Raw genomic sequence first — 26419 nt, 5'->3', positions numbered from 1 at the left:
AGACGGCAAGCATTCAATGCCACTGTCCGGCAGCTTAGCCCGCAGTCGATCAGCCGTATATCCGAATGTGCTGATTTCCACTTAAAGAAGTCAGTGTCGTCTTATTTCCCGCCGAACGTGTTACCCGCCTCGAGCCATGCATTGATACCGTCCGCCGCCGCGCGGCCCATCGCGAAACAGGCAGTCAGGAGATAGCCACCAGTTGGAGCCTCCCAGTCGATCATTTCTCCGACAACGAAAATGCCGGGTAGCTTCGGCAGCATGTAGTTCTTGTCGATTTCATGCCAACGAATACCGCCTGCCGACGAAATCGCTTCATCCAGCGGGCGCGGACGGAGCAGTGGAATGGAAATAGCTTTGATCGCAGTGGCCAGCACTTTCGGGCTTCTGTCGCGGGTAAATTCCGTCACAAGAGCTGCCTTCACGCCCGTCAGACCTGCAGCCTTGCGCAACAGATTGCCGAAGCTCAGCTTTGTATCCTGCCGAGCAATGTCGCTTTCCAGTCGCTCGATAGTTCGTCCAGGAACAAGATCGAGCGTCAGAAATGCCTTTCCATGTTTCTGCAAGCTGTCGCGCAGAGCTGCGGAATGCGCATAGATGAGACTACCCTCAACCCCACCGCGTGTAATGACAAACTCGCCCTGTGTCGCGCCTGCATGGGAAGTTGCGATAACAGACTTCACCGGTTCACCGGCGAAGCGTTCAGCAAAGAAGTCGCTCCAGGCAACGTCAAAACCGCAATTTGCGGGTTGAAACGGCGCTATATCGATTGACCTTCGCTGAAACTCATTGATCCAGAGGCCGTTGGAACCGAGCTTCGGCCAGCTGCCACCGCCAAAAGCAAAGAGCGCGGCATCACATGTAATCGTCTGAACACCGTCGGGGTTCTCGATCTTGAGACTATTGCCCTCGAAGCCAATCCAGCGATGTCGGGTGAGAATGCGAACGCCCTGATCTTCCAGACGTTTTCCCCAAGCCCGCAAAAGCGGAGACGCTTTCATCGCTTTGGGAAAGACACGACCGGATGAGCCGACAAATGTCTCGGCACCCAATTCATCCGCCCAGGCACGCAATTCGGTCGAACCGAAAGCCGTCAAGGCTGGCAATATACGGTCAATGCTTGAGCCGAAGCGTTTCGCGAAAGTTACATAATCTTCCGAATGCGTAATGTTCAGCCCTGACTTTCCGGCAAGCAGGAACTTGCGGCCAACTGTCGGCATCTGCTCGTAGACCGTCACGCGATAGCCTCGCGCTGACAGTCTTTCAGCGGCCATCAGACCAGATGGCCCGCCTCCGAGAATGGCGATATTGCCTTCAGGCATCACGGTATCAGCCTCGCAGAAGTATTAATCCTGCTTCTCCAGCATTTCCTTAACTGTGGTCGCCAACTGCTTGAGTGAGAACGGCTTTGGCAGGAATCCGAACTTGGCATCAGCTGGAAGATTGCGCGCAAAGGCATCCTCCGCGTAACCCGACACAAAGATGAATTTGATATCAGGATACGTCTTGCGAAGCTCACGCAGCAGTGTCGGGCCATCCATTTCGGGCATGACGACATCCGATACGACGATATCCACCTCACCGCCAAGTTCTGCCATGACTTCAAGCGCTTCGACACCGGAAGCCGCTTCGTGGACTGTATAACCGCGTGACTGGAGTGCGCGCACGCCGCCCATACGGACCGCGTCTTCGTCTTCCACCAGGAGAACGGTCGCGGAACCGGAAAGATCGGTTGCTTTCTCGACCTTCTTTTCCTTCACGACAACCGGCGCATCGTCGGCGCGTTTTTCCTCGATGAGGCGCGGCAGGAAGATCTTGAATGTCGTGCCTTTTCCAACCTCGGAATCACAATAGATGAAGCCACCGGTCTGTTTAATGATCCCGTAGACCATCGACAGCCCAAGGCCCGTACCCTTGCCCACTTCCTTCGTCGTGAAGAACGGCTCGAAAATCTTTTCGAGCACATCCGCAGGAATACCCGTCCCGGTGTCTTCCACTTCGAAGACCACATAGTCCGCTTCCGGAAGATCGCGATAATGCAGCTTTGCGACTTCCTGCGCCGACACGTTACGGGTGCGCAACGTGATTTCGCCGCCGTCCGGCATGGCATCACGTGCATTGACCGCGAGATTGACAGCAACCTGTTCGAACTGTCCGAGATCGGCCTTGACCGGCCAGAGATCACGTCCATGATCGATCTTCAGCTCTATATCCTTACCGACAAGGCGAGCCAGAAGCATACGCAAATCTGCAAGAACGTCGGTCAGGTCGAGTACTTCCGGACGAAGCGTCTGACGGCGCGAGAATGCCAGCAGCTGGCGCACAAGCGAGGCCGCGCGATTGGCGTTCTGCTTGATGTTCATAATGTCCGGGAAGGACGGATCGGATGCGCGATGGTTGGTCAGCAGCAGGTCCGACGACATGATGATCGCCGTCAGAACGTTGTTGAAGTCGTGCGCAATACCACCTGCAAGCTGGCCGACAGCCTGCATCTTCTGGCTCTGCGCCATCTGGTTTTCAAGGGCTTTCTGCTCGGTTGTTTCGACAGCCGAGATAATCGCCGCTTCTTCGGCGCGCTCGCCGCCCAGATCAGTGACAGGGCTCAAATAAAAGCGGATGTGCCGCTCTTCGTTGCCCGGCAACACCGTATCAACAGGCGAAATGCTTGCCTGTCCTGCAAAGGCTGCGGCAAGCGCTCTGTTGAAGGTCTCGCGGTCGCGTTCATGCACGACAATTTCAAGCTTCGCATTGCCGTCAATCGCATCGCGATCGACAACAGGAGCGAAAATATCGAGGAAGCGCGCATTGGTGCGCAGTATATGTCCGGCAGAATCAACCGCAGCGATGGCCATTGGAGCCGAATTGAAGAAACGCGTGAAGCGCACTTCTGCAGAGCGCAGCGCCATTGATGAATCCTCGCCCTCCGCACGATCCAGAACGATGGTACGGCTCGTACCGCGCGTTCCATCACGCGCAGCCTGGACACGGTGATAGAAGCGGACGGCGAGGCTCTGTCCGTTCCGCTTGATCAGATCAAGATCGATGACGGTGTTGCGGCTTGTGCCCGGCTCGGCTTTCACCGCCTTGATGAGCGCCATTCCACTGCCTGCCACTATATCGTTGAGTGTTAACGATCCCGGTGTGAACTGGGTCAGATCGACACCGAGCCACTCTGCAAGCGTCGCATTGAGGTAGATGATCCGGCCGGAAGGGTCGGCAGAAAAGAACCCGGCTGGCGCGTGATCGAGGTGATTGATCGCTTCCTGCAGCTCTTGAAAGAATCGCTCCTGCTCCGCACGCTCGTCGGAAATATCGGCAATCTGCCACGCGACGAGCGGGCTTTTGAATTCGTGTCCGGCTTCAACGGGACGCGCCTTGATGCGATACCAGACAGGCGCCAGCGAGCCATGCCCTTCACGGGAAAGGCCGCCGGAAAGACGCACTTCCTCCTGTGCCGACAGACCATCGCGAACGGCATTCGTCAGACGGTATATGGCATCGGATGCCGCGGGTTCTGCCGTCAATACATTATCGAGCGAACGGACTCCTTCGGCATTCGCAACACCAGTCATGACGGCATAAGCCTGATTGGCATAAACGATCTGGCCGCGCGCGTCGGAAATGACAGTCCCTTCCGGCTGCGAATCCATGAAGGAATGAGCGAGGTCCTGTTCACCGTTCTTCTGGCTGAATTGAATGAGACCCGTTGCTGCGCCGAAAAGGTAGAATACGCCGACCATCGACAGAACGCCCATAAGAACGAGGGCGAATCCATCTCCAAGCTGGTCGCGGAACACAAAATAGGCGATTGCGGCGACCGTAAGCAGAATACCGACGATCAGCAGGCGAAGAGCTCCGCTGCGATTGCGCTTGGGCATTACGAGCGGTTTCGGGTAAGCGTTGTCCGTCTGTCGCGACATCAAGCCTGCTGCCCTTTCATGTTGCGTGGCCGAGCACCAACAGGCATCCGGGTGCCCCGGGTTCCAGGCATTTTTTCGATCAGCCAAGACGTCATTTCAATCATCCGCATATCCGATTTTCTCGAATGCACTTTTCCGCACAGTTCAGCTCTCACGTGGGAACACGCAGCCAATATGTCAGGGTATATCCGATTCGCAGAATGCTTTAATCGGCGAGCAGTACAAGCATTGCCGTACTGAAACGGTGCAAATTGGACTTTTTTGCACCGTTTTGCCTGGGGATCATATATTTCTCGCATTTCCAAGAAACATTCCCAAGGCTTAGAAATTCAACTACTGTACCAATCATGTGATGATGCGGAGTGCCGGGGGAAGCGCAGTCTCCATTCGTCGCAGGTTTTTCGTTTATTGTATAAGAGGGTATCCGCATGAAGGAATGGCTCAGCGGCATCGTTGGAGAGAGTGCGGCTAATATTGTTGGCTTCATCCTAATATTTGCGATCATTCTTGGCGGAATTTTCGTTGTTCTCAGTATCATTCGCCGTTTCAGCGGTGGTACTTTCGTTTCCAACGGGCGTACGCGACAACCGCGCCTTTCGGTAATGGACGCAGCAGCAGTCGACAGCCGACGCAAGCTCGTGCTTATTCGCCGCGACGACGTGGAACATCTCCTGCTCATCGGCGGACCAACCGATGTTGTGGTGGAACAGAATATTGTCATGGAATCGCGGGCTCATGCGCGTGTGCAAGCTTCACGCATCGAGCCTGAACATATCGAACGCTTCAAGCAGCACGAAGCAACCCTGACCAATGACAAGGCGGAGCGCCCTGCTCTCTCACTGCAAACACCGCAGGCCGAAGAGAAGGACGAAGCGATCCAGATCACCTCCGCAATTGAAGCACCGGTCTACCGCAAGCCTGAGCCAGCACGAGAAGAGCCGGTCCAGCAGGCTGCTGCACCTGTTCGTGTGCCGCCGCAGGCGCCGACGGCACCAATCCCGCCGCGACCACCTGTCGAGCAGAAATCCGCTCAACCACCTCAGCCACGGCCTCAACCGCGCCCGGCGCCGAACTATCCGCCACAGCCACGCACCGTATTGCCGCCCCGCCCCGCGCAAGCACAGCCGCAGTCAACACGTGCACATCCGGCCTATCCATTGAGCCAGGTTTCGCGCGGCGTTCTGAGTTCAACCTCGTCCGGTGCGACCGCCACTGCGGCCGGTGTTGCCGCCGCCGCATCGGTTGCTTCAGCAAATCTTGGCAGCATCGTTCCCGAGCGTGAAACAACGGTTGCAGATAAGTCTCCTCCGGTCGATGTAACCGGACCTACAGTCTCTTCGACTGCAGCTCCGGCATTCAGCGCCCCTTCGGAACCGGAGCGCGTCGAGCCTGAAATCGTGGTTGCCGAGTCAAAGCCTGTAGAAACAGAGGCCGTAGCAGTAGAAACGCCGAGCGATAATCTGGCCGATCTCGGCGGTGCGTTGCACGAAGCAATTGCTGCAGACGTCAATTCGGAGAGCGCCGCCAGCGATGACGCCAAGGACGCGATCTCATTCGATACTGAATTCTTCGAGAATGAGCTTCTAAGCTCACTTGATATTTCCGCAACGGACGACGTTGTCGAAGACAAGGCGAAGGATGATATCGAAGATGAAATGGAAAAGCTTCTCGGTGAATTGACCAAGGATGAAACTCGCAGAAGCTGAACTTCCGGCCAAAATTTGTCTCGATACAAAGAAAATAGGCTGCGGAAACCGCAGCCTATAAATTTTTCAAACCGTCTCGAAGCTTAGTCGTCGCGATAGACTTTCTCACGACGCTCATGGCGCTCCTGCGCTTCGATAGATAGCGTAGCGATCGGACGCGCATCAAGTCGCTTCAAGCTGATAGGTTCTCCCGTTTCCTCGCAGAAGCCGTATGTTCCTTCATCAATGCGGCTCAATGCTGCGTCGATTTTGGAGATCAATTTGCGCTGTCTGTCGCGAGCACGTAGCTCAATTGCCCGATCCGTTTCGGAGGATGCCCTGTCCGCCAGGTCCGGGTGGTTTGCATTTTCCTGCTGTAGCGCCTCAAGCGTTTCACGCGCTTCTCGCAGAATATCATTCTTCCACGCGACCAGTTTCGCGCGGAAGTAAGACTTCTGCCGCTCATTCATGAACGGCTCGTCTTCAGTGGGCCTATAGTCAAGGTCAATCAATTCACTCATTCTGAATTACCCCACATCTAGGAGACGCGAGCGGTTATATAGTTCCATAGCAACAAGGACACAACATCAAACAACCGTATCCCACTACTTTTTAGTGCATCAATTTTGTATGATTTTGCATCAAAATTATGCAATTCAAAACTGCACGCAAAAAATTGCTCTTTGGACTTTCAGAATAACTTCAATCAATTGCCAATAAAGTGGGTATATTTTCCAGTCACTGTCGCCATCAACCTATGGAAGCATAATCAGCCCAATAATTAGGCATGTGGCACCTGTAAATAATGCTGACAGACATCAAAAAATCGGGAGAATGGACCACCGGAGTGCTCAATTGCGCTCGAAATATGGTCGAAAATGCTCACAAAATACAGCTTGGAACGTTACAGATGAGTCGTTTGCTTCTCCTTAGACATGCTAAAGCCGTGTGGGCGAAACCTGGAATGAAGGATTTTGACCGCCCTCTTGATCAGGAAGGCAAAGCTTCGCTCGACCGGCTTGCAAGGACGATGAAGTCAATCGATCTTTATCCTGATCGGGTGGTTCTTTCCGGTTCATGTAGAACGCGAGAAACCGCGTTAGGCATTATTGAACGTCTGGGTATCGAGGTCGAAACCATCGTCGACGATACGATCTATAGCGGCGGCGCGGCTGACTACATGCAAGCCATACGTGAACATGGCGATGTGCCGACGCTGTTGCTCGTGGGACACAATCCCAGCATAGAGGATCTGGCGCTGGCCTTATGTGGCGATGGCAATAAGGATGGCCTCTTGAAGCTCCGGGCAGGTTTTCCCACTGCCGCACTGGCAAATATTACGTTTCCTGCCTCACTGGGCGAACTCGAACGTGGAGCAGGCTATCTCGAAAGCTTCATACTACCCCAGTAGATTTTCCGTAAGTGCACCAACATTCCTTGCCAAGACCGCTGACGCAACCCTATCTATACCGCTGACAGATCATTGAATTCGGCGAGGATTAATTGGCTAAGCTGACAAGTATCGGCGACGAAGCGAAGATCGCACTGGATACGCTGGCAGATCGTGCGACCGGGCTTTTGTCTCCATCATTGCGGCTCGGTGTGACTGGTTTGTCGCGTGCCGGAAAGACGGTCTTCATCACGGCTCTCGTTCACAACATGCTGCATGGCGGCAGGCTTCCAATGTTCGAGGCCTATAAATCGGGCCGCATTTCACGCGCGCTGCTCGAACCGCAGCCCGATGATGCAGTCCCCCGCTTTCAATATGAAGAGCATCTGTCGGCTTTGATTGATGAGCGTATCTGGCCGGACTCCACGCGCGCAATCTCGCAATTGCGCCTGACAATCGAATATGAATCCGCTTCTGCCTGGGGGCGCTGGTTGTCACCGGGCAAGCTTTCGGTCGATATTGTGGATTATCCCGGAGAATGGCTGCTGGATCTGCCTTTGCTGGGCAAATCCTATGCTGAATTCAGCGCGGACTCCTTTGCTCTGGCCCATGAACCGACGCACAAGGATCTGGCTCAGGGTTGGATCACCGAAGCTTCACTCATCACCTCTTCCGAAAAGGCAGATGAACTGACCGCACAGCGTCTGGCCAAGAGTTTTACGGCTTATTTGCGTGCAGGCAAAGCCGATGAGCGTGCATTATCGACCTTGCCGCCGGGGCGTTTCCTGATGCCGGGCGATCTCGAGGGATCACCGGCACTGACATTCGCCCCGCTTCCCGACCTGAAACCGGAAGATCTGAAGGCCGGCTCTCTGGGCGCAATGATGGAGCGGCGCTACGAAGCCTATAAAACCTATGTCATCAAGCCCTTCTTTCGCGAACATATTGCGCGGCTCGACCGGCAAATTGTGCTTATCGACGCCATGCAGGCAATGAATGCCGGTGGCGCGGTCGTTGCCGACCTCGAACGTGCACTCACCGATATCCTGTCTTGCTTCCGACCGGGACGCTCTAACCTGCTAACCGGGCTGATCCAGCGACGGATCGGCCGGATTCTCGTGGCTGCAACGAAGGCCGACCATCTGCATCATGAAAGTCATGACCGTCTGCAAGCCATCGTGCGCCGTCTCGTGGAACGGGCTATAGCGCGCGCCGATTTTTCCGGCGCGGATATTGATGTCCTCGCAATGGCTGCAGTGCGCGCCACGCGCGAGGCAACCGTTACACAAGGTAAGGAAACTCTGCCCGTCATCGTCGGCACGCCGCTGAAAGGCGAAAAGATCGACGGTGAAGTCTTCGATGGCGAAACCGAAACAGCTATATTTCCCGGCGACTTACCGAAGAATCCCAATGCGATTTTTGAAAAGTCCTTTGCGCAGGATGATCCAGCCATTCGTTTCGTCCGTTTCCGGCCACCCCGGCTTGAACGTACCGCCGAAGGCATCACGTTGTCCCTGCCCCACATAAGGCTGGATCGTGCCTTGCAGTTTCTGATTGGGGATCGTCTCGCATGACAGAGAAGACACCACGCAAACCAGCTTCCTTTACGGTAAGCCAGCCCTCCGCCCGCACAGAAACAGTGGATGAAGCGCCGCGCCGTCCTCGTGCAGTGCGGGACCTTGATGTTGTTGTCGCCCAACCAGATGTTTTTGCATTGAGCGAAGAAGAGGCGGCAGAGCTGGAAATCCTCGATCCGTCGTTTGAAGCGCCTGAACGCACGGGCTGGTCGCTCAGCAGAATACTTTTCGGTGCACTCGGTATCCTTGTTTCATTCGCCATCGGCATCTGGACCGAAGACCTTATCCGAGCGCTATTTTCCCGCGCGGATTGGCTGGGCTGGACTGCTCTAGGTGTTGCGATAATTGCGCTTGCCGCCTTTATCGCCATCGTCGTTCGCGAACTGGTCGCATTACGCCGCCTCGCTTCGGTGCAGCACCTTCGCAAGGACGCGGCAGATGCCGCGGAGCGGGACGACATGGCCGCGGCCAGAAAGGCAGTGGACGCCTTGCGCTCAATTGCGGCGGGCTTGCCGGAGACGGCACGCGGACGACAGCTTCTGGACGGTCTGACAGACGATATCATTGACGGCCGAAACCTGATCCAGCTTGCCGAAACAGAAATCCTTCGCCCCCTTGACCGTGAAGCACGCACACTTATTCTGAATGCTTCAAAGCGGGTTTCGATTGTCACGGCAATCAGCCCACGTGCGCTGGTCGATATCGGTTACGTCATTTTTGAATCAGCTCGGCTGATCCGCCGACTGTCACAACTTTATGGTGGTCGTCCTGGCACACTAGGCTTTCTGAAACTTGCCCGCCGGGTCATTGCCCATCTGGCCGTGACAGGAACGCTGGCCATGGGGGACAGCGTGATCCAGCAGCTCGTCGGCCATGGTCTTGCGTCCCGGTTATCGGCCAAGCTCGGTGAAGGCGTCGTCAACGGACTCATGACGGCGCGCATCGGGATTGCCGCCATGGATGTGGTGCGTCCGTTTCCATTCAATGCGGAAAAACGCCCCGGCATCGGCGACTTTATCGGCGATCTCGTGAAGATCAACGGCGAACGACCGGATAAAAAGCATCCCGGAAAATAGCGGTTTATTTCCGAAGCATTAACCATTCGCGACGATTATGGATAGATAGAAATCTGCGCCAGAATCGAGCGACCAGGTGTATCGGCACACTCCCCTGAACCGTGCCCTTCTCTGTCAATCGGCTTATGGCAACGTCGGCAAATCCGACGGTTTGCGAGGCGCGACCAGCTTTTGGTCGTGACATGCTGGAAAACAACGATTAGGAATGACGTCCGATCAAGGTCGTGAATCCGGGACAGAGCTGAATATGAAGAATTGCATCGCCGCCTGCCTGACGCTGCTGCCCGTGTCATTTTCCGCTGCGCCGGTTCTGGCCGCTGACAAGGACAAACAGTTCTTTCAAACGATCGAAGGCCAATGGTCAGGCCCGGGTGAAATCGTCGCCGGGAAATACAAAGGCACGAAGTTCGTCTGCAATCTCGCCGGGTCGACCCCGGATGAAGATATTGGCATGACACTCGACGGCACCTGCCGCGTCGGTGTCTTTTCGCAGCCGATGAAGGCCACCGTCACGCGTGTCGGGTCCGCTTATTCCGGCAAGTTCAATGACGGTGCAGCGGGCAAAGGCCTTGATGTCACGTCGGGTTCCGTCAGTGGAAACAAGGTTGTTTTCGGCCTGAACCGCAAGCAGCTCAATGGTGCGATGCTGGCACGTGTCTCCGATCCGAACACGATGAACGTGACGGTTTCGGTGCGGGTCGACAAAGAACTGGTTCCGGTCATCGGCATGAGCCTGAAGCGCGTCGATAATATCGCTGTCGGCAGTATCGCCAAGAACTGACCGGAACGCTATTCACGCCACCAGCCCGCATCCGTGCGGGCTTTTTCTATTCCGGATTGCTCTATCCCGGCATTCCAGTCCGCAACGGCCTTGCCTGCAATCTCGAGAGACGGTGCAATATCGTTCAGGGGCACGAGGACGAAAGCCCGCTCGTGCATACGCGGATGCGGAAGCTCGAGAGCAGCATCCGTCATGACGACAGCCTCTCCCGCATCATCCTGCATTGCCAGTATGTCGATATCGATGATGCGCGGGCCCCATCTTTCAAGCCTGACACGCTTCAAAGAACGCTCCACATCAAGGCAGGTCGCAATCAACTCCAATGGCTGCAACGACGTTTCTATCTCTGCACAGGCATTGTGAAACCACGCCTGATCCGTCTTCCCCCATGGCGGCGTGCGATAGACTACCGAAACCGCAACGACATCCGTGTCGGCTCGTTCGTCCAATATACGCAACGCCTTGCCCATCGAAGCGACAGGATCATCGATGTTTCCGCCAAGCCCCAGCCAGGCACGATAATGTCTGCCTGTAGTCACTGCGGATAAACCACCGTCACTTCAACATGGTCCAATACGCCCGGAACAGGTGCATTCGGCTTGCGGACGGTAATTTCTGCGCGCTTTACCTGCGGAAACCGGGCGGTCATTGCCTTGGCCACGTCGAGAGCCAGCGTCTCGATCAGATAGCGCTGACGACCAGTGATAATGTCTTCAATGACAGCAAAGGCGATACCGTAATGCACAGTACCGTCGATATCGTCATTCTCCAGCGCATTGCCCGGATCGACATCAAGGATAGCATCGACGTAAAAACGCTGACCGAGCTTGTGCTCTTCATCGAAAACGCCGTGATGCGCGAAAAACGCGCAGTTCATCATTCGGATCGTGTACACGGCTTCACTTTCTATTTTCACTGCGTCTGGATTGCAGGATATCATCTGCAACGGCAAGTGCATCTCTATTAAAAGCGACATTGTGAACACGGAAGATGTCGGCACCTGCCAAACGCAGTGCGACAGACGTTGCCGCAGTTCCTATGTCGCGGTCGAGCGGATTGTCCCTGCCCGTCATGCCGCCGATAAAGCGTTTGCGCGACGTGCCGACGAGCAACGGAAATCCGAATTTCTGCAATTCGCCTGCTCTCGCCAGCAGCGCAATATCCTCATCCTTGTTCTTGCCGAAACCAAAACCGGGATCGAGTACGATGCGGGTTTCTTCAATGCCTGCCTTTTTCGCTATATCCAGTGAAGCATCCAGGAACGAGAACTGGTCCTCGATGACATCAGCAAGAACGGGTCGATCCCTGCTGGTATGCATGATGACCAGCCCTGCGCCGCTCCTTTTGGCGACATGAGCGATTTCTGGTTCTCGTTGTAGCCCCCAGACATCATTGACGATATGTGCCCCGGCACTAACTGCCGCCTGCGCTGTTGCTGCGCGGTAAGTGTCGATGGAGATGATGCAATCGTATTTTTTCACCAACGCTTCGATGACCGGGACAACGCGCGTGATCTCCGTTTCGGAATCGATCGCAGCAGCTCCGGGCCGGGTCGATTCTCCGCCAACATCAATGATCGTCGCTCCATCGGCAAGCATCTGACCGGCCACTTCGACGGCCCTTTCCAGCTCATTGTGGTGGCCGCCATCGGAAAATGAGTCTGGCGTGACATTCAATATGCCCATGATCACGGACTTTTCCCCCAGACGAAGGCTTCTTCCATGAGCAATGTGCCATTCTTTCGTCATAGCGAAATGTTCCTGTGTCATTTCCTTGGGCTGTTTACCTGGGGCATTTCATTGCGGCGAGGTTGCAACCAACCTCGCCTGAAGTCATTTTGTGAAGGGCGTTATAGTTCTCTTGACGATTGCATGCCATGCTCGCGGCAATAAAAAGCGAATTTCTTACTGGTTTTAGAAAGAGGTGCCAGGACATGAATTTGAGGAAGAAGGTTCTGGCTCTCAGTGCAGTTCTTGCCATCGTAGCTCCCCAGGCGGAAGCCGCCGCGATCTTTCGCGAATTCAGCTACTATACCGTGAGCGGCAAAACGGCAGCGGACCTCGACAAGGCTCTTTCCCGCAATGGACCCTTCCTCAAGAAGACTGGTCAGCATCATCCCGGTGCCGCTGAAATCCGTTTCGATGCGAAGGTACGTTATGGTCGCGCGCCCGGGAAAGCCTGCAAGGTGCAGGACGTTTATGTAAACGTTCACGCAAAGGTCTCCCTGCCCCGCTGGAAACAGCGCCGCAAGGCCACGCCGGAACTGGCGCTGATCTGGGATACCCTGTTGCAGGATATTCGCCGCCACGAAGAGAGCCACATCGTCATTGCCCGCAGCTTTGCAAGCCAGATGGAACGGGAAATACGCGGACTGCGCACCCGCACGGATTGCTCTGTGCTTCGCGCTGACATCGACAAAGTGACTGCACGCCTTATGGAAGCGCATGATAAGGAGCAACAACGGTTTGACCGGGTTGAGACGATCAATTTCGAAAACCGCTTTGCACGCTTGCTGACTTATCGCATGGAGCGCGCCCAGCAGGCTTCCAAATAACAGTAGTGCCGAACTATCTCAATTCGCGGCGTATAGCCTGCGTCATCAATGCTGCTTCATGGAAGCCTGACAGGATAAGTTTCAGCTTGCCCGGATAGTGGCAAGCATCGCCGATAGCGTAGACCTTCGGACTTGAAGTTCTGAAGGTCTCGGGACTAACAGCCAGCATGTTGCCCGTCTTGATTAAGGAAACTTCGGCCAGAGGGTCGGGACGGATAACCTGTCCATCGAGACCGAAAGCACCAAGACCGGATGCAATCACCGCTGTCCGTGCTTCAAGCTTGTCGCCATTGCTAGTGTCAACAGCCACGCGGTCATCATCGACCGCGATGCTGACCGCGATCTTGTTGAAATGAAAAACAGGATTATATGGCGCGATCTGCTTGAGAAGCCTTTCGACAAGCTCCTCACCCATGATTTCAGGAAACCCGGGCACGTCGTAAATCGGCTTGTCGGCATAGAGTGCCGTACATTGACCACCGGGCCGATCACTGGCATCAATGAGATGGCACCTGAAACCGAACAGCCCAAGCTGAAAAACGGAAAAGAGTGCAACAGGCCCGCAGCCGATAATGACAATATCATTCTGCGGTTCGGCGCCCATCACATCACCATCTCTTTCAAAACTTAATTCTGGCGTTCGGGCACCTGCACGACAAGGCCGTCAATATCGTCAGAAACCCGGATCTGACACGAGAGGCGTGAAGTAGGACGAACTTCATAAGCGAAGTCCAGCATGTCCTCTTCCATCGCGTCAGGTCCGCCGACAGTGTCCGTCCAGTCTTCATCAACATAGACATGGCAGGTTGCACAGGCGCAAGCACCGCCACATTCCGCATCAATGCCCGGAATGCCATTGCGAATGGCAGCTTCCATCACGCTTGACCCGTTGTCGGCTTCGACTTCGGTCCGTGTCGCGCCATCAGCTGATACGAATACGATCTTCGTCATTTTTATTCCTTGAAACACGCAAGTTTCGCGCGATCTTCATCCTGAGCGCCCGTCACTGCCTTGGCAGGGAGACGCAAATAAACTCGGAATGGCAGATACGGCGTTCTGCAATTAGTTTCAACCTTGACCGCGCTTGCGCCTACAACTGCGCCAATATGCCGTGCATCGACGACGAGTTTCCCTGCCTGATAAACCCGACAGTTGGGCCCAAAACCCGAAAACTCTTCCTTGCCGTCTGCGGAAACTGCATCATATGATGTGAATTGAGGGACGGAATCCAGCGCTCCAGTGGATGCAATCATGAAATGAAATTCAGCCATCCAGACACTCTTTACGGGTATTTTTGTTAATAAACTCGTAGAGCCTTCCTAGATGAAGGAAACGGTCCGGATCGATTTCCACAACTTGCTGGTAAATGCGGAAAGCCCGGAAATGTCGAATTTTCATGAATTGAGCCGGTTTCTGTTAACCTTGTATTTAAAGTTTTAGGTATCGGCATAAGAGGCCTATTTCCTTAACAAGCCCGAGCCGATACGATGCAAAATGGCGGAGAAAGTTTTGTAACGGCCTTTTTATGGTCCGGCCGTCGCAGTAATGAGTACGAGGTAGGCAAACAATGGCTTCCAAATCCAAGGCACAGAAGCTCGACCTTGAGGTTGAAAAGGCGCTGGAACAGGCACTTGATATCGATTTCGGTGACGATCTTGATATCGACATGGACTTGAGTGCGTTCGATGAAGGCTTCTCCGTCGATGATCTGGAAGAGCAGATTTCGCGCGCGGCTGAAGAACTTGTTGCTGAGCAGAAGACCAAGACGGTAGAGCCCGTTGCCGTTTCCCCTGTGGAAACTGCTGCAAAAGTGGCCACCATCACCACTGCCTCGGTGATTGCAACGCCTGCAGCGCCGCCGGTCCCGCCGGTTGTGAAAGCTGCCGGACCAGTTTCGCAAGGTACGGCCAACGTTCAGCACAAGCCTGCCAACACCTCGAAGGTCGCAACGCCCGCGCCCGAACCTGTTGTCAGCAAGCCTGTTTCCGCTGCACCTGTTGCAACCGCCGCCACCGTTGCATCCCCTACCTTCATGCCGGCCAATGACGATTCCCGCAGTGAAAAAGCGATTATCGCCGCTCCACGCCGTGCGACGGAAACCTCCTCTAAGCTTTTCTGGACGACAACTGCAATCAGCGTGCTCTGGGCCGCTGGCGGCGTCGCCCTGAGCAAAGCCATCAATCCTGATGTCTTTTCGACCCTGCAAGCTACCAAGGACTTCTTCACCTCGCCCGCCGGCCTCGGCGTCGTTGCGGGTGTAGCATTGCCGGTAGCCATGTTCTGGGGCTTCGCGCAACTCGTAAAGCGCGCGCAGGAAATGCATACGGCAGCACGCAGCATGTCGGAAGCTGCGATGCGCCTGCTCCAGCCGGAAGCCGTATCCGGTGATCGCGTTTCTACCCTCGGACAGGCAGTGCGCCGCGAAGTCGCCGCCATGAACGAAGGCATCGAACGCACCTTGGCTCGTGCCGTCGAGCTGGAAACGCTCGTTCAGTCCGAAGTCAATCAGCTTGAGCGTGCTTATAGCGACAATGAAGTTCGCATTCGTTCGCTCGTCAGCGATCTGGGCAATGAGCGTGAAGCTGTTGTCAGCCATGCCGAACGGGTACGTTCATCGATCTCCGGCGCGCATGAGCAGCTTAAGGAAGAACTTTCCAGCGCGTCCAACATCATTCGCGACAATGTTCTGTCTGCCTCGCAGCAGCTGAGCACCCTGCTCGGCGAATCCGGTGAACGCCTGATCGGCAGCATCAACGAAAGCGGCGGCGCTATTGCCGAGGCCATTGAAACCCGCACCGGTGACATCGGCTCCCGCATCACGACTTCGGGCGAAGCTTTTGCAAACCTGCTCGATACGCGCATTGCAACGCTTGATGAACAGTCGCGCACTGTATCGGACCGCCTGACGGAAGCTCTGGACGAACGCACGACCGGTATTGCCAATCTGCTTGGCGGTGCAACGCAATCCATGGTCAGCGAATTCGACACCCGTCTTGCCAACCTCGAAAGCACCCTTTCCGAGCGTGGCCGGTCGCTTCTGTCCGAATTCGAAGCCCGTGCGCATGCTCTCGACAGCAGCACTGAGAAGCTCAATGCAGCTCTCGAAACCCGTTCGCGCCAGATCAACGAAAACCTCATCGCTCGTACTCGTGAAATCGCAGAGACCTTCTCCAGCGGTCGCACGTCTCTGAGCACGATGATCGACGAAACCAAGACAAAGATCGGCGAAGATCTGACGTCTATCGGCGAAAGCGTCGGCAATATTCTTGGCGAAAAGGCCGATGCCTTTGCAGGCAAGCTTGCCGAAAGCCGTGATGTTCTGGCTGCTTCGCTGGAAGGCGAAACGGAACGCGTTTCCTCCGTCATCCGCGGTCATGCCGATACGCTTGCTGCACGCACGAGCGATATCGAGAATGCCGTTAACGTCAGCGCATCTGCCCTCAACACCGTTGCCGATAGTCATGCGGCAATTCTGGAAGAGCGGACCAACGCATTGCGCGAGACGATGGCAAGCCATTCCGCACTGCTTGATGCAAGCTTTGCAGACCACGCTCGTTCGCTGGAAGAGCGCGCCACCACGCTTCATGGTGTCATTGCGGGCAATCAAGCCATGCTTGCTCAACTGATGGATGAGCGTGCCGCCGCAATGCGCGATAACTTCAACGAAAACCGTGAGGTTCTCGCTCGCACTTTCGATGAGCGCGTAAATTCGCTACAGGCGCTCATCACTGATAATCAGAACACGCTCGCACGCATTCTCGATGAACGTGCAAGCAGCATGACTGATTCCATTGGTGCCGGTCGCGATGCATTTGTTGCCGCCTTGGGCGAACATGTTCGTCAGGTCGAAGAGCGCACGAGCGGCCTTCATAACGTCCTGAACGATCACAACAATGCCCTCTCCGGCATTCTGGACGGTCACGAGCGCACAATTGAAACGCGTGCTGCCGAAATCCGCTCGACCCTGAGTGAGAGCACGACATCGCTGAGCCAGACGCTGCAGGATCACAGTGATATCCTGGAACAGCGCACGACCAACCTTCACAACGCAATTGCCGACAGCAGTTCGACCATCAGCCGCGCATTCGAAGGCCAGACCGGCATTATCGAAGAACGCACACAGACGATGGAAAAGGCACTCACCATCGGCGTCGACAATGTCCGCCGTGCACTCGAACAGAGCGCTGGCATCGTTGCTGGCACGCTGCGCGAGAAGATCGGCGAAGCCGCGAGCACGCTTTCGGCTGAAGCAGCCAAGGCTGGTGAAGCTCTGGACGGCTTCGGCGAAGCATTCAGCGCTCGCCTGATCGATAATCTGTCTGGCACGGAAGCACGTCTCGGCGACCGCGCCGACGCGATTGCCGGCCGCCTTGGTGAGATCGAAAACCGCCTTACCGGCGAGCTTGGCTCAATCGAAGCACGCATCGCCAACACGGCAAGCAGAACCAGCGAAACGCTTGCTGGTCACAGCGAAGCCTTCGCTGCAAGCGTCGCCGACAACCTTGCTGGCACCGAAACGCGCCTCAATGAACGCGCCAGCGCTATTGCCAGCGGTCTTGAAGCAATCGAAAGCCGCCTCACCGGCGAACTTAGCTCGATTGAAGCGCGGATTGCCGATACGGCTTCCAAGACGAGTGAAACGCTTGCAGGCCATAGCGAGTCCTTCTCGGCCAGCGTTGCCGACAATCTCGCTGGTACCGAAACGCGCCTCGCTGAGCGTGCTGACGCGATTGCAACCCGTCTCGGTGATATCGGCTCGCGCATCACGATGGAACTCGGCTCCGTCGAGGCTCGTATTGCACAGGTAACCGACACGACTGCGGTGACGCTGGAAGAACGTACTCGTGAGCTCAATGCCGTTCTCGCTGCCCGTTCGCAGGAAATCACCAAGATCCTCAACGATACTGCAGAACCGCTTGTACAGCGGCTTGCTGATAGCGGTCGTGGACTGGCGCAGCAGCTTGAAGAAGCAACCCATGCCGCAACAGATAGGCTTCGTTCGGAAAACGCCGCTCTGGTCAATGCGCTTGCAAGCCGCACAGCGGAAACAATTGCCGCTGTTCAGCAGGCCAAGACCGGTCTTTCCGACAATGTCAGCGAACTGATCGATCGTCTTGCAGCCTCCAACGGCGAACTGGGCAAGTTGATCGACACTGCAACGCGCAATCTCACCGATATCGATGGTCGCCTTGTCGACACGACGTCGAGCTTCGTTGAGAACACCAACCGTGCAGCGCAGATGTTCCAGGCCTCCACGGGCCTGATTGACGGCAATATCGGTACGCTGCGCGCTATCTCCGACAGCACGCTGTCGCAGATCGCAGACATCGCCGACCGTTTCGAAGAGCACGGAAAGGTTCTCTCTTCGGCTTCCGACATGATCAACACGGCCCAGAACGGCCTTGTCAGCACGCTTGAAGATCGCCATCAGGCGCTCGACAAACTGGCATCCGGTCTCGTCGAGAAGTCGGAAGGCGTGGAAAAGCTGATGCAGTCCTTCGAAGGGCTGGTGACCTCCGCATTCCAGCGCGCCGAAGGCCAGACCCGTTCGTCTGCCGAGAAGATGCGGGAAAGCGTTTCGGAAATCGTTGAACAGGCAGCACAGAAGTTCTCTTCAGCAACCGACGATATTCGCCGCACTGCAAGCGAAATTCGAAACGAGCTCAACACGACCCGTGGCGAACTGAAGCGTGGCGTTCTCGACATGCCTGCCGAGGCCAAGGAAACAACGACCGCTATGCGCAAAGCCGTGAGCGAGCAGATCAATGCGCTCAAGGAACTGGCCGAAATCGTCAATAAGTCTGGTCGTCTGGTAGATGTCGGCGAAAGCCGTGCTGATCGCCCGGTTTCGCGTCCGGCACCGGCAGCAGCTCGTCCAGCCCCTGTTCAGGCACCGGTGGTACAGGCAGATGTTGCAATTCGCCAGCGCGCCTACGAAGCGCCGAAGGCTCAGCCTGCACCGGCAGCCGCACAGGCAGAAAAGCCGCGTGGATGGGTGTCTGATCTCCTGGCCCGTGCTTCCCGCGAGGAAGAAGAAGCCGCGCAGCCGAAAGTACAGCCGGTCGCAACGCCTCGTTCACCAAGCCATGTCGTTGAATCGCTGAACTCGCTTTCGGTGGACATTGCCCGCGCTATCGACCACGAAGCTTCGGTGGAGCTTTGGGACCGTTATCGTCGCGGTGAACGAAACGTCTTTACTCGCCGTCTCTACACGCTGAAGGGTCAGCAGACTTTTGATGATATCAAGCGCAAGTATCAGACGGATGGTGAATTCCGCCGCGCCGTCGACCGCTACATGGACGACTTCCAGCGTCTGCTTGAAGATGTAGCCCGCAACGACCGTGACAACATGGTGACGCGGACTTACCTCACCTCGGACACTGGCAAGGTCTACACCATGCTTGCCCACGCAAGCGGTCGCCTTCGCTAAGACCAGAACTAAAAGGAAACGCGGCCTTCGGGCCGCGTTTTTGTTTGTCTGGCTCGGATTAAACCGGCTGGTTCCGTTCAATAAAAAAGGTCGGCGCAACACGCCGACCTTTTTTATTGTTCCACCTTGCCTCGGTTGGAGTGCATCTCGAAAAGTGTGAAACGGTTTTCAGACAATATGTGCTTTAAAAAAACGGTTAGAGCGCTGTCACTGTCCAGCTAACAATCTCACTAGCAGTCCGTTCAAAAGCCGCGTCGAGTGCCTTCACATAGGCCGCATTCGTCGCACCGCTTACCGGAATGGCCGTACGGAACACGCGGGTGGCCCGAACCTCGCCATTCTTGTCATTCATCAGTTTGACAGCCAGTTCGACCACTGCGAGCTTAGGCGATGCATAGGCCTGAATGCCGAACATGCGCAGATCGGTCAGAATCTGATAGTTGATTGCCAGCCCGTCTCCTGGGCGGCCAATCCCGCCGAACACACCTGTATTCTCATAGGCCTGCACCAGACGTGATTGCACAATGTTCGTCAGCCTGTCGCCCCATTGAGCACCCTTCAGATATTCGATGGAACCGGGCGCTGAGCTGACAACGATATTCTCGCTATCGAGCGCCTTAAGGGCTGTTGGCGTCGGAACCAGCAACTGCGTGTTCTTGCGGCTTGGCGAAGAAACACCCGGCTGCGGTGCAGACAGATTGAACGTGTCGAGCGGCGTTGTCGTCCCGCAGCCAGCAAGAAGTATGCTGAGCAGAACAGATATTGAAGTTGTACGACAAAGAGTGCGACGTGATTTCATGTCAACAAGGCTAGCTTTGGAAATCAATGACGCGTCCTCCCGTCATACTGAGGTACATTCCCTTTACCGCCAAAGATAAGGCGCTGAGGGTTACGCTCGAGATCGGTAATTGCCTGTTCTATCCGCTGAATGGAGCGGCGGCTATCCACCACGACGGATTGCACATCACGCAATCCCTGTCCCGAAAAACGCTGGAGATTGTCCGCAATCGGCCCCATCCGCTTGTCGAGATTGTCGGATGTCTGGCGGATGGATTCCAGCGTTGCCTTAGCCTGTGCAACAACCCCATCCTTGTCGTCGCTCGACAGGAGCTTGTCGGTCTTCGCCAGAATGGCGTCAACACGCACAGAAGCAGCGTTCAAGCGAGCCATCATATCCTTGGCGTCAGTGACGATCTGGTTGATGTTTCCGGTGTTCTCACCAAGTTCCTGAATAATGTTGGCGTTCTGTGCCAGTGCGTCGGTGAAAGTCTTCGTGTTGTTGATTGTATCCGTCAGCGGTCCACGAGCATCCTTTACGAAACCCTCCAACTGACCAAGCACGGCATTGGCTCGTGCAGCAATATCCTGTGCGGTAGCAAGAAGATTGTTGATTGAGGACGGATCGGCATCAATACGCGCAACAGAATCTACGTTTGCAGCCTCGGTCAGAAGATTGGGTTCATCAAGACGACCGCCCTTCAGTTCAATATAAGCCTGCCCGGTCAGTCCCTGAAAACCGAGGGTTGCTGCAGTTGAGCGGGTAATAGGTGTTGTCGCGTTGACGCGAGTTTTGACGATCACCATTTCTGGATTGGACGGATCAAGACGCAGCGCCCGAACATCGCCAACTTTGATACCGTTGAATAGAACCTGACTCCCGATCGAAAGGCCAGTCACGGAACCCGGGATGCGAACATCAAGCTCCAGAGAATCGCGTGCTTCCCCAAAACGGGCGATCCAGAACACAAACGCGAAAGCCAACAGGCTGACGATCAGCGTAAAGACACCCACCAGTACATAATTGGCTTTAGTTTCCATATCTTATCCAGTCTGCAAGCGGCTGCCGGGCCGCCGTCTCGTTGGCGCCGATGGATCAATCTGGCGCGCACGCTTGCCCCGAAAATAGGATTTAACCCACGGATCGTCTACCGTTAGCATGTCTTCAATGGTGCCGCTGACGAGTACCTTCTTGTTTCCAAGAACGGCAATCCGGTCGCAAATTGCAAAAAGACTATCGAGATCATGAGTGACCATATAGACGGTCAGACCCATCGTATCTCGAAGATTGGCAATCAGGTCGTCAAACTCTGCAGCGCCAATGGGATCAAGACCCGATGTCGGTTCGTCAAGGAACAGAATATCCGGATCTAGAGCCAGAGCACGTGCAAGCGCAGCACGCTTGATCATGCCGCCGGAAAGTTCGGACGGAAACTTTTCTGCCGTGTCAGGCTTCAAACCGACAAGGTCGATTTTCAGTCGCGCCAGCTCGTCCATCAGCTTCGGCGACAGATCAAGATACTCGCGCATCGGAACCTGAATATTTTCAAGAACATTCAGCGCCGAAAATAGCGCTCCGTGCTGAAACAAGACGCCCATACGCATGTCGATGGACATTTTTTCCATCTCATTCAGCTGATCGATGTTGCGACCGAGAATCTCGATTTCACCCGACTGTTTCTTGTTGAGACCGAGAATGGTCCGCATTAGCACTGATTTTCCCGCCCCCGAAGGACCGATGAAGCCCAGAACCTCGCCCTGGTAAATCTCAAGCGACAGCTTGTCGAGCACCGTCTGACGCCCGAACGAAACCGTCACGTCGCGCACCGAGATCATCGGCGCGGTCGTCTGGCGATTGTCTTCGTCCTGCAGTTGCGACCGGTAGTCGATGCCGTTCTCCATAACCATTCTTTAACCGAGCTTGGCTTCGGACTGAACCGTTGAACACGATTGAGGGGTCAATTTTCTGTGCAACTGTGTCTCAAAGAACCCATTAAAAACAAATAACATAAGCAGTTTCTAAAAATTAATGGCCGCATAGAACATCGCAAACAAACCATCCACGACAATAACCACAAAAATTGCTTTCACAACGGAAGCAGTAACACGACGGCCAAGTGATTCTGCACTGCCACCGACCTTCATACCTTCTACCGAGGCGAGAATCCCGATGATCATGGCCATAAACGGTGCCTTGATAAGACCGGCGAAATAAGTATTAAGCGCCACTGCGTCATGCAGGCGGCTGATGAAAGCATCGGGCGAAATATTGGAGTAGAACCAAGCGACCCCGCCTGCCCCGATCAATGCAGCCAGGTCGGAAATGATGGTGAGCAATGGCAGGACTACGACCAGCGCAACGAGACGGGGAAAAACCAGAACGCCGACCGGATTGAGGCCGATAACCGTCAGAGCATCCGTCTCCTCGCGCATTTTCATGGAGCCGATTTCAGCTGTGATCGCACTGCCTGAACGACCGGCGATCATGATAGCTGTCAGAAGCACCCCGAGTTCACGCAGCACCAGAATGCCAACCAGATCGACGACAAAGATTTCTGCACCGAAATAGCGCAACTGAAATGCGCCCTGCTGGGCGATGATCGCACCAACGATCGTCGACATCAGGATGATAATGGGAATCGCACCGACGCCCATGCGGTCCATCTGCGTAACGATGGCAGCGATTGGAATACCGCTTCCTCGACCGTATTTCAGCTGGGCCCCGCGGATGGTGGCGCCCAGGATATGCATCGCCATCTTGAAGTCGTTACCCATAGAGATAACGCCACCGCCAAGCGCGGCCAGAAACGAGATGAAAAAGAACGGCTTCTTCTGACGTGGAATATCCAGAGTACGTTCGACAGCCTGCCCCACTTCCTCCATCAGAGGGAGCCAGGATTGACGCACGCCTTCAAGCTGGGCGTCGGCACTCTTTGCAACGAGCCGCTGCCGCAAGCGTTCAATCAGCCAGGCACCTGCCGTATCGAGACCGGATACGCCAGAAACATCGATTATCGTTGCTTTGTGTTCGTCCGTTTTCTCAAGACTGCGCATCTTGTCATCGACAAGATTGACGCTCTGCGAGACCCAGCGACCGCTCAACCTGATATGGCGCGCACCGTCCTGCTCCGTCAGATCAATCTTCGGCGCAGGATTATTGGTGGCTCTTGCTTTGTCGGCAGTGTCGGTCAACATGGCCTACCTCATATACGAGTCGTTGAACGACCGAAATACTGCGTCCCAGAGGGCATCTCTATGCACAATACCTTGAATATCATTGTCGAACGCTATCCCATCGCCGGAAAATTCACAATCTCCAGAGGTTCCAAGACGGAAGCCGTTGTCGTTGTGTGTGTGATTGGCAACGGTCTCAATCAAGGGCGCGGCGAATGCGTTCCTTATGCGCGTTATGGCGAAAGCATTGAGAGCGTGAGTGCCCAGATTGAAGCCGCCCGTACAGCTATCGAAAGTGGCGCCACACGACAGGATATCCAGACTTTGATGCCAGCCGGCGCTGCTCGCAATGCGGTCGATTGTGCCTTATGGGATCTCGAGGCAAAGGCATCAGGCAGAAGCGTCGCCGATATGCTCGGTACGCCAACCCGACCACTTGAAACCGCAATCACCGTTTCGCTCGGCACACCCGCCGAAATGGCAGAGTCGGCAGCCAAGGTCGCTCACTATCCTCTCATCAAGGCCAAAATGGGTGGTGAAAACGATATCGAGAAGATACAAGCGGTCACGACTGCGGCTCCGAACAGTCGCATCATTATCGATGCGAACGAAGGTTGGACGGCCGACAATATTGCCGAGAACATGCGCGCAGCAGCCGACGCAGGCGTCGTTCTTATCGAACAGCCCTTACCAGCGGATAACGATCAGATTCTCAGTGAAATTGAACGGCCTGTCATTATCTGTGCCGATGAAAGCGTTCATACGTCGGTCGGACTTGAGGAACTGGCCAAGCGCTACGACGCGGTGAACATCAAGCTCGACAAAGCAGGTGGACTGACTGAAGGTCTCATCATGCGAGACAAGGCAATCAACTACGGTCTTCAGATCATGGTCGGCTGTATGGTCGGCACATCGCTCGGCATGGCGCCAGCTGTTCTGCTCGCCCAGAAAGCCAATGTGGTTGACCTTGATGGCCCGCTACTCCTCGCCCATGATCGTGACCCAGGCTTGCGCTATGATGGGGCTCTGGTTTACCCGCCGGAAGCCGCCGTTTGGGGCTGACTTGCACGTTGATAACTCTCGCTCGCGGTTCCGCTTATCGGAGCGAGAGCATCTTCGAAAATGTCCGCACAAGCGTCCCAGGTGAACTGCCTGAGCACCTGTGCGGGCTCAAACGGCTCCATTTGCAGGGCTGACAGACACGCCTTCCCAAGATCTTCGGAGAGAACGCCTGCCCCGGTTGCCCCCACGACATCCCGTGATCCGGGAACGGGATAGGCCGCCACCGGCAAGCCGGAGGCAATCGCTTCCAGCAAGACGAGACCAAACGTATCTGTCCGGCTTGGGAAGACAAACACGTCGGCTGCGGCATAGGTGTTTGCCAGCGTTTCACCTTCCTGCTTCCCGACAAACACAACCTCCGGGAAACGCGCACGCAGATCGTTGAGGGAAGGACCATCCCCGACGATCAACTTTGTGCCGGGAAGATCAAGCTCCAGAAACGCTGGCAGGTTCTTTTCCGTGGCGACGCGTCCCACACAAATGAACACCGGACGTGGCAAGTCCTTGACCACTTCCGGCCGAGGATAAAACAGATTGCGATCGACACCGCGCGTCCAGAGGTCCAGCCGCGTAAAACCTCGCCCCTTCAGATCATCCACAATAGATTGGGTCGGTACCAGCGTATGCTGGGCCGCATTATGGAAACGTCGCAGGAAAGCATAGGTCCATTGTGGCGGGACAGGAAAGCGTTCCGCGAGATATTCGGGAAACCGCGTGTGAAAGCTTGTCGTGAAGGACCAGCCCATTTTCAGGCAGGCGCGCCGTGCCATAAACCCGAGTGGACCCTCGGTTGCAATGTGCACATAGTCCGGTCGCATGACCTTCAGACGTCGCCTAAGCGCACCTGGCGTCGTCAAGGCGAGCCGGATTTCCGGATAGGTCGGACAGGGGACCGACCGATAATCCAGCGGAGATATGACGGTGACGTCGTATCCGCGCTCAATCATCAGATCACGACATTTGGTCAGCGTGCGCACGACGCCGTTGACTTGAGGATGCCAGGCGTCGGTAACGATGACAATTTTCTTCATCAGCGGAAGGTCGCCAGTTCGCGGACGGGAAGTGGGAGCTGGATTACCCTATCCTCGTCACGCTCTTCACTGTCGGAATTGACAATACCTGTCGTCGGGCGGCGATCACGGCGTTCCGTCCATTCGATGAGCTCCATACGGCCATCGAAATGTTCAATCACGGCCGTGCAGCTTTCCACCCAATCGCCCGTATTGATGTATTCCACGCCATTCATGCTCTCGATCGTGGCGTGATGAATATGGCCGCAGATAACACCATCAACCCCGATACGCTGCGCTTCTTCCGAAACCACGCTCTCGAACTGACCAATGAAATTGACCGCCTTTTTGACGCGAAACTTCGCCCAGGCTGAAAATGACCAGTAGCGCAGGCCGAAAAGCGAGCGAACCCGGCTCATAACCGTATTTATCCAGATCGCTGTGTCATATGCCCAATCGCCCAGATAGGCGATAAAGCGGGCATTGCGTACAACCACATCGAACTGATCACCATGGATTACCAGAAACTTGCGACCGTCTGCCGTCTCATGGATCGCGCGGTTCATCACTTCGATGCCGCCAAAATGCGTTCCCTGAAAATTGCGCAGGAACTCATCGTGATTACCGGCAATGTAGATGATGTTGGCGCCCTTGCGGCTCTTGCGAAGCAGCTTCTGGACTACGTCATTATGCTCTTGCGGCCAATGCCAATTGCGCCGCAGGCGCCACCCATCGACAATATCGCCGACAAGATAGATCGTCTCGGCTTCATGATAGCGAAGAAAATCCAGAAGCAGTTCCGCCTGTGCGGCCTTGGAACCGAGATGCACATCCGAGATAAAGAGGGTTCGGAGTTTTCTGGGCTGCGGAGCGTCGGTGCTCATGTGGTTGTCCCTTTCAATGGCAACCTGATCTGAGCGCAGAAAACCCGATTCATGTCACAGACATATGACGGTCGGCTTTGAGGCGCGGAAGGTGGCGTC

Annotated in this window: 23 protein-coding genes; 8 read left to right on the top strand and 15 right to left on the bottom strand. The window is 55.4% G+C overall.

Going from position 1 to position 26419, the window contains the following annotated elements; translation table 11 throughout:
• Positions 1-101: 101 nt before the first annotated feature.
• Positions 102-1322, bottom strand: a complete 1221-nt coding sequence (locus tag FG152_RS21530; protein WP_498988267.1) for a TIGR03862 family flavoprotein — start codon at positions 1320-1322, stop codon at positions 102-104.
• Between the two features lie 24 nt (positions 1323-1346).
• Positions 1347-3920, bottom strand: coding sequence for a cell cycle histidine kinase CckA (gene cckA / locus FG152_RS21525; RefSeq protein WP_498988264.1), 2574 nt, complete (start codon positions 3918-3920; stop codon positions 1347-1349).
• Positions 3921-4348: 428 nt separating this feature from the next.
• Here cckA and FG152_RS21520 point away from each other — a divergent pair, with 428 nt between their 5' ends.
• Positions 4349-5626: a flagellar biosynthetic protein FliO gene (locus tag FG152_RS21520; RefSeq protein ID WP_043061848.1), complete on the top strand. Its 1278-nt coding sequence runs from the start codon at positions 4349-4351 to the stop codon at positions 5624-5626.
• Between the two features lie 83 nt (positions 5627-5709).
• On the opposite strand, the gene dksA is transcribed toward FG152_RS21520, so the two are convergent.
• On the bottom strand, positions 5710-6126 hold the full coding sequence (gene dksA, locus FG152_RS21515) for an RNA polymerase-binding protein DksA (RefSeq protein WP_010660068.1): 417 nt from the start codon (positions 6124-6126) through the stop codon (positions 5710-5712).
• A 389-nt stretch (positions 6127-6515) separates the two neighbouring features.
• Here dksA and FG152_RS21510 point away from each other — a divergent pair, with 389 nt between their 5' ends.
• The 4 genes from FG152_RS21510 to FG152_RS21495 all read left to right on the top strand — a co-directional run bounded on the left by FG152_RS21510 (position 6516) and on the right by FG152_RS21495 (position 10429).
• Positions 6516-7016 (top strand): SixA phosphatase family protein, encoded by a 501-nt coding sequence (locus tag FG152_RS21510; RefSeq protein ID WP_010660067.1) that lies wholly within the window; start codon positions 6516-6518, stop codon positions 7014-7016.
• Between the two features lie 92 nt (positions 7017-7108).
• On the top strand, positions 7109-8569 hold the full coding sequence (locus FG152_RS21505) for a YcjX family GTP-binding protein (protein WP_498988262.1): 1461 nt from the start codon (positions 7109-7111) through the stop codon (positions 8567-8569).
• Positions 8566-9648: a YcjF family protein gene (locus tag FG152_RS21500; RefSeq protein ID WP_433762254.1), complete on the top strand. Its 1083-nt coding sequence runs from the start codon at positions 8566-8568 to the stop codon at positions 9646-9648. Before FG152_RS21505 ends, FG152_RS21500 begins: the two co-directional genes overlap by 4 nt.
• Positions 9649-9895: 247 nt before the next feature.
• Entirely contained in the window at positions 9896-10429 is a 534-nt protein-coding gene (locus FG152_RS21495) for a hypothetical protein (RefSeq protein ID WP_012092019.1), read from the top strand.
• Positions 10430-10437: 8 nt separating this feature from the next.
• Here FG152_RS21495 and folK read toward each other — a convergent pair whose 3' ends face one another.
• From folK to folP, 3 genes are read right to left on the bottom strand one after another with little or no spacing between them, the layout of a single operon-like run.
• Positions 10438-10968 carry a 2-amino-4-hydroxy-6-hydroxymethyldihydropteridine diphosphokinase gene (gene folK / locus FG152_RS21490; protein ID WP_498988258.1) on the bottom strand — a complete coding sequence of 177 codons (531 nt, stop codon included), beginning with the start codon at positions 10966-10968 and terminating at the stop codon, positions 10438-10440.
• A complete protein-coding gene (gene folB / locus FG152_RS21485) occupies positions 10965-11324 on the bottom strand; it encodes a dihydroneopterin aldolase (RefSeq protein ID WP_010660062.1) in 360 nt (119 codons plus the stop codon). Before folB ends, folK begins: the two co-directional genes overlap by 4 nt.
• Before the next feature lie 4 nt (positions 11325-11328).
• The gene (gene folP / locus FG152_RS21480) at positions 11329-12177 is read right to left on the bottom strand and encodes a dihydropteroate synthase (RefSeq protein ID WP_498988255.1); all 849 of its coding nucleotides are present in this window, start codon (positions 12175-12177) and stop codon (positions 11329-11331) included.
• A gap of 185 nt (positions 12178-12362) precedes the next feature.
• Between folP and FG152_RS21475 the strand changes: the two genes are divergently transcribed.
• On the top strand, positions 12363-12983 hold the full coding sequence (locus FG152_RS21475; protein WP_012092016.1) for a DUF922 domain-containing Zn-dependent protease: 621 nt from the start codon (positions 12363-12365) through the stop codon (positions 12981-12983).
• A gap of 13 nt (positions 12984-12996) precedes the next feature.
• Here FG152_RS21475 and FG152_RS21470 read toward each other — a convergent pair whose 3' ends face one another.
• The 3 genes from FG152_RS21470 to FG152_RS21460 are packed head-to-tail and all read right to left on the bottom strand — an operon-like array spanning position 12997 to position 14254.
• Positions 12997-13587 (bottom strand): NAD(P)/FAD-dependent oxidoreductase, encoded by a 591-nt coding sequence (locus tag FG152_RS21470; protein ID WP_498988252.1) that lies wholly within the window; start codon positions 13585-13587, stop codon positions 12997-12999.
• A 23-nt stretch (positions 13588-13610) separates the two neighbouring features.
• Positions 13611-13934 carry a 2Fe-2S iron-sulfur cluster-binding protein gene (locus tag FG152_RS21465; protein ID WP_010660058.1) on the bottom strand — a complete coding sequence of 108 codons (324 nt, stop codon included), beginning with the start codon at positions 13932-13934 and terminating at the stop codon, positions 13611-13613.
• Positions 13935-13936: 2 nt separating this feature from the next.
• Positions 13937-14254, bottom strand: a complete 318-nt coding sequence (locus tag FG152_RS21460) for a hypothetical protein (protein WP_498988250.1) — start codon at positions 14252-14254, stop codon at positions 13937-13939.
• Between the two features lie 296 nt (positions 14255-14550).
• Here FG152_RS21460 and FG152_RS21455 point away from each other — a divergent pair, with 296 nt between their 5' ends.
• Positions 14551-19413 carry an apolipoprotein A-IV repeat region-like domain-containing protein gene (locus tag FG152_RS21455; protein ID WP_498988247.1) on the top strand — a complete coding sequence of 1621 codons (4863 nt, stop codon included), beginning with the start codon at positions 14551-14553 and terminating at the stop codon, positions 19411-19413.
• A gap of 196 nt (positions 19414-19609) precedes the next feature.
• Here the strand turns inward: FG152_RS21455 and FG152_RS21450 are convergent, their stop codons facing one another.
• The 4 genes from FG152_RS21450 to FG152_RS21435 all read right to left on the bottom strand — a co-directional run bounded on the left by FG152_RS21450 (position 19610) and on the right by FG152_RS21435 (position 23385).
• Positions 19610-20212 (bottom strand): ABC-type transport auxiliary lipoprotein family protein, encoded by a 603-nt coding sequence (locus FG152_RS21450; protein WP_010660056.1) that lies wholly within the window; start codon positions 20210-20212, stop codon positions 19610-19612.
• A gap of 23 nt (positions 20213-20235) precedes the next feature.
• Complete coding sequence (locus FG152_RS21445) at positions 20236-21231, bottom strand: MlaD family protein (protein WP_010660055.1); 996 nt, start codon at positions 21229-21231, stop codon at positions 20236-20238.
• A 3-nt stretch (positions 21232-21234) separates the two neighbouring features.
• Entirely contained in the window at positions 21235-22098 is an 864-nt protein-coding gene (locus FG152_RS21440; protein ID WP_498988243.1) for an ABC transporter ATP-binding protein, read from the bottom strand.
• 111 nt (positions 22099-22209) lie between these two features.
• Positions 22210-23385, bottom strand: coding sequence for an ABC transporter permease (locus tag FG152_RS21435; RefSeq protein ID WP_010660053.1), 1176 nt, complete (start codon positions 23383-23385; stop codon positions 22210-22212).
• A 60-nt stretch (positions 23386-23445) separates the two neighbouring features.
• Between FG152_RS21435 and dgcA the strand changes: the two genes are divergently transcribed.
• On the top strand, positions 23446-24426 hold the full coding sequence (gene dgcA, locus FG152_RS21430) for an N-acetyl-D-Glu racemase DgcA (RefSeq protein WP_036586714.1): 981 nt from the start codon (positions 23446-23448) through the stop codon (positions 24424-24426).
• Here dgcA and FG152_RS21425 read toward each other — a convergent pair.
• A complete protein-coding gene (locus tag FG152_RS21425; protein WP_043061854.1) occupies positions 24396-25457 on the bottom strand; it encodes a glycosyltransferase family 4 protein in 1062 nt (353 codons plus the stop codon). The genes dgcA and FG152_RS21425 overlap by 31 nt on opposite strands.
• Positions 25457-26320: a UDP-2,3-diacylglucosamine diphosphatase gene (locus tag FG152_RS21420; protein ID WP_010660050.1), complete on the bottom strand. Its 864-nt coding sequence runs from the start codon at positions 26318-26320 to the stop codon at positions 25457-25459. Before FG152_RS21420 ends, FG152_RS21425 begins: the two co-directional genes overlap by 1 nt.
• Positions 26321-26419 lie beyond the last annotated feature (99 nt).

Origin of the sequence: Ochrobactrum sp. XJ1 (assembly GCF_024701725.1) — a bacterium.
GTDB classification, from domain to species: domain Bacteria; phylum Pseudomonadota; class Alphaproteobacteria; order Rhizobiales; family Rhizobiaceae; genus Brucella; species Brucella anthropi.
Note: the sequence above shows the minus strand (reverse complement) of the source record. Positions and strands in the feature narration are given on the sequence as shown.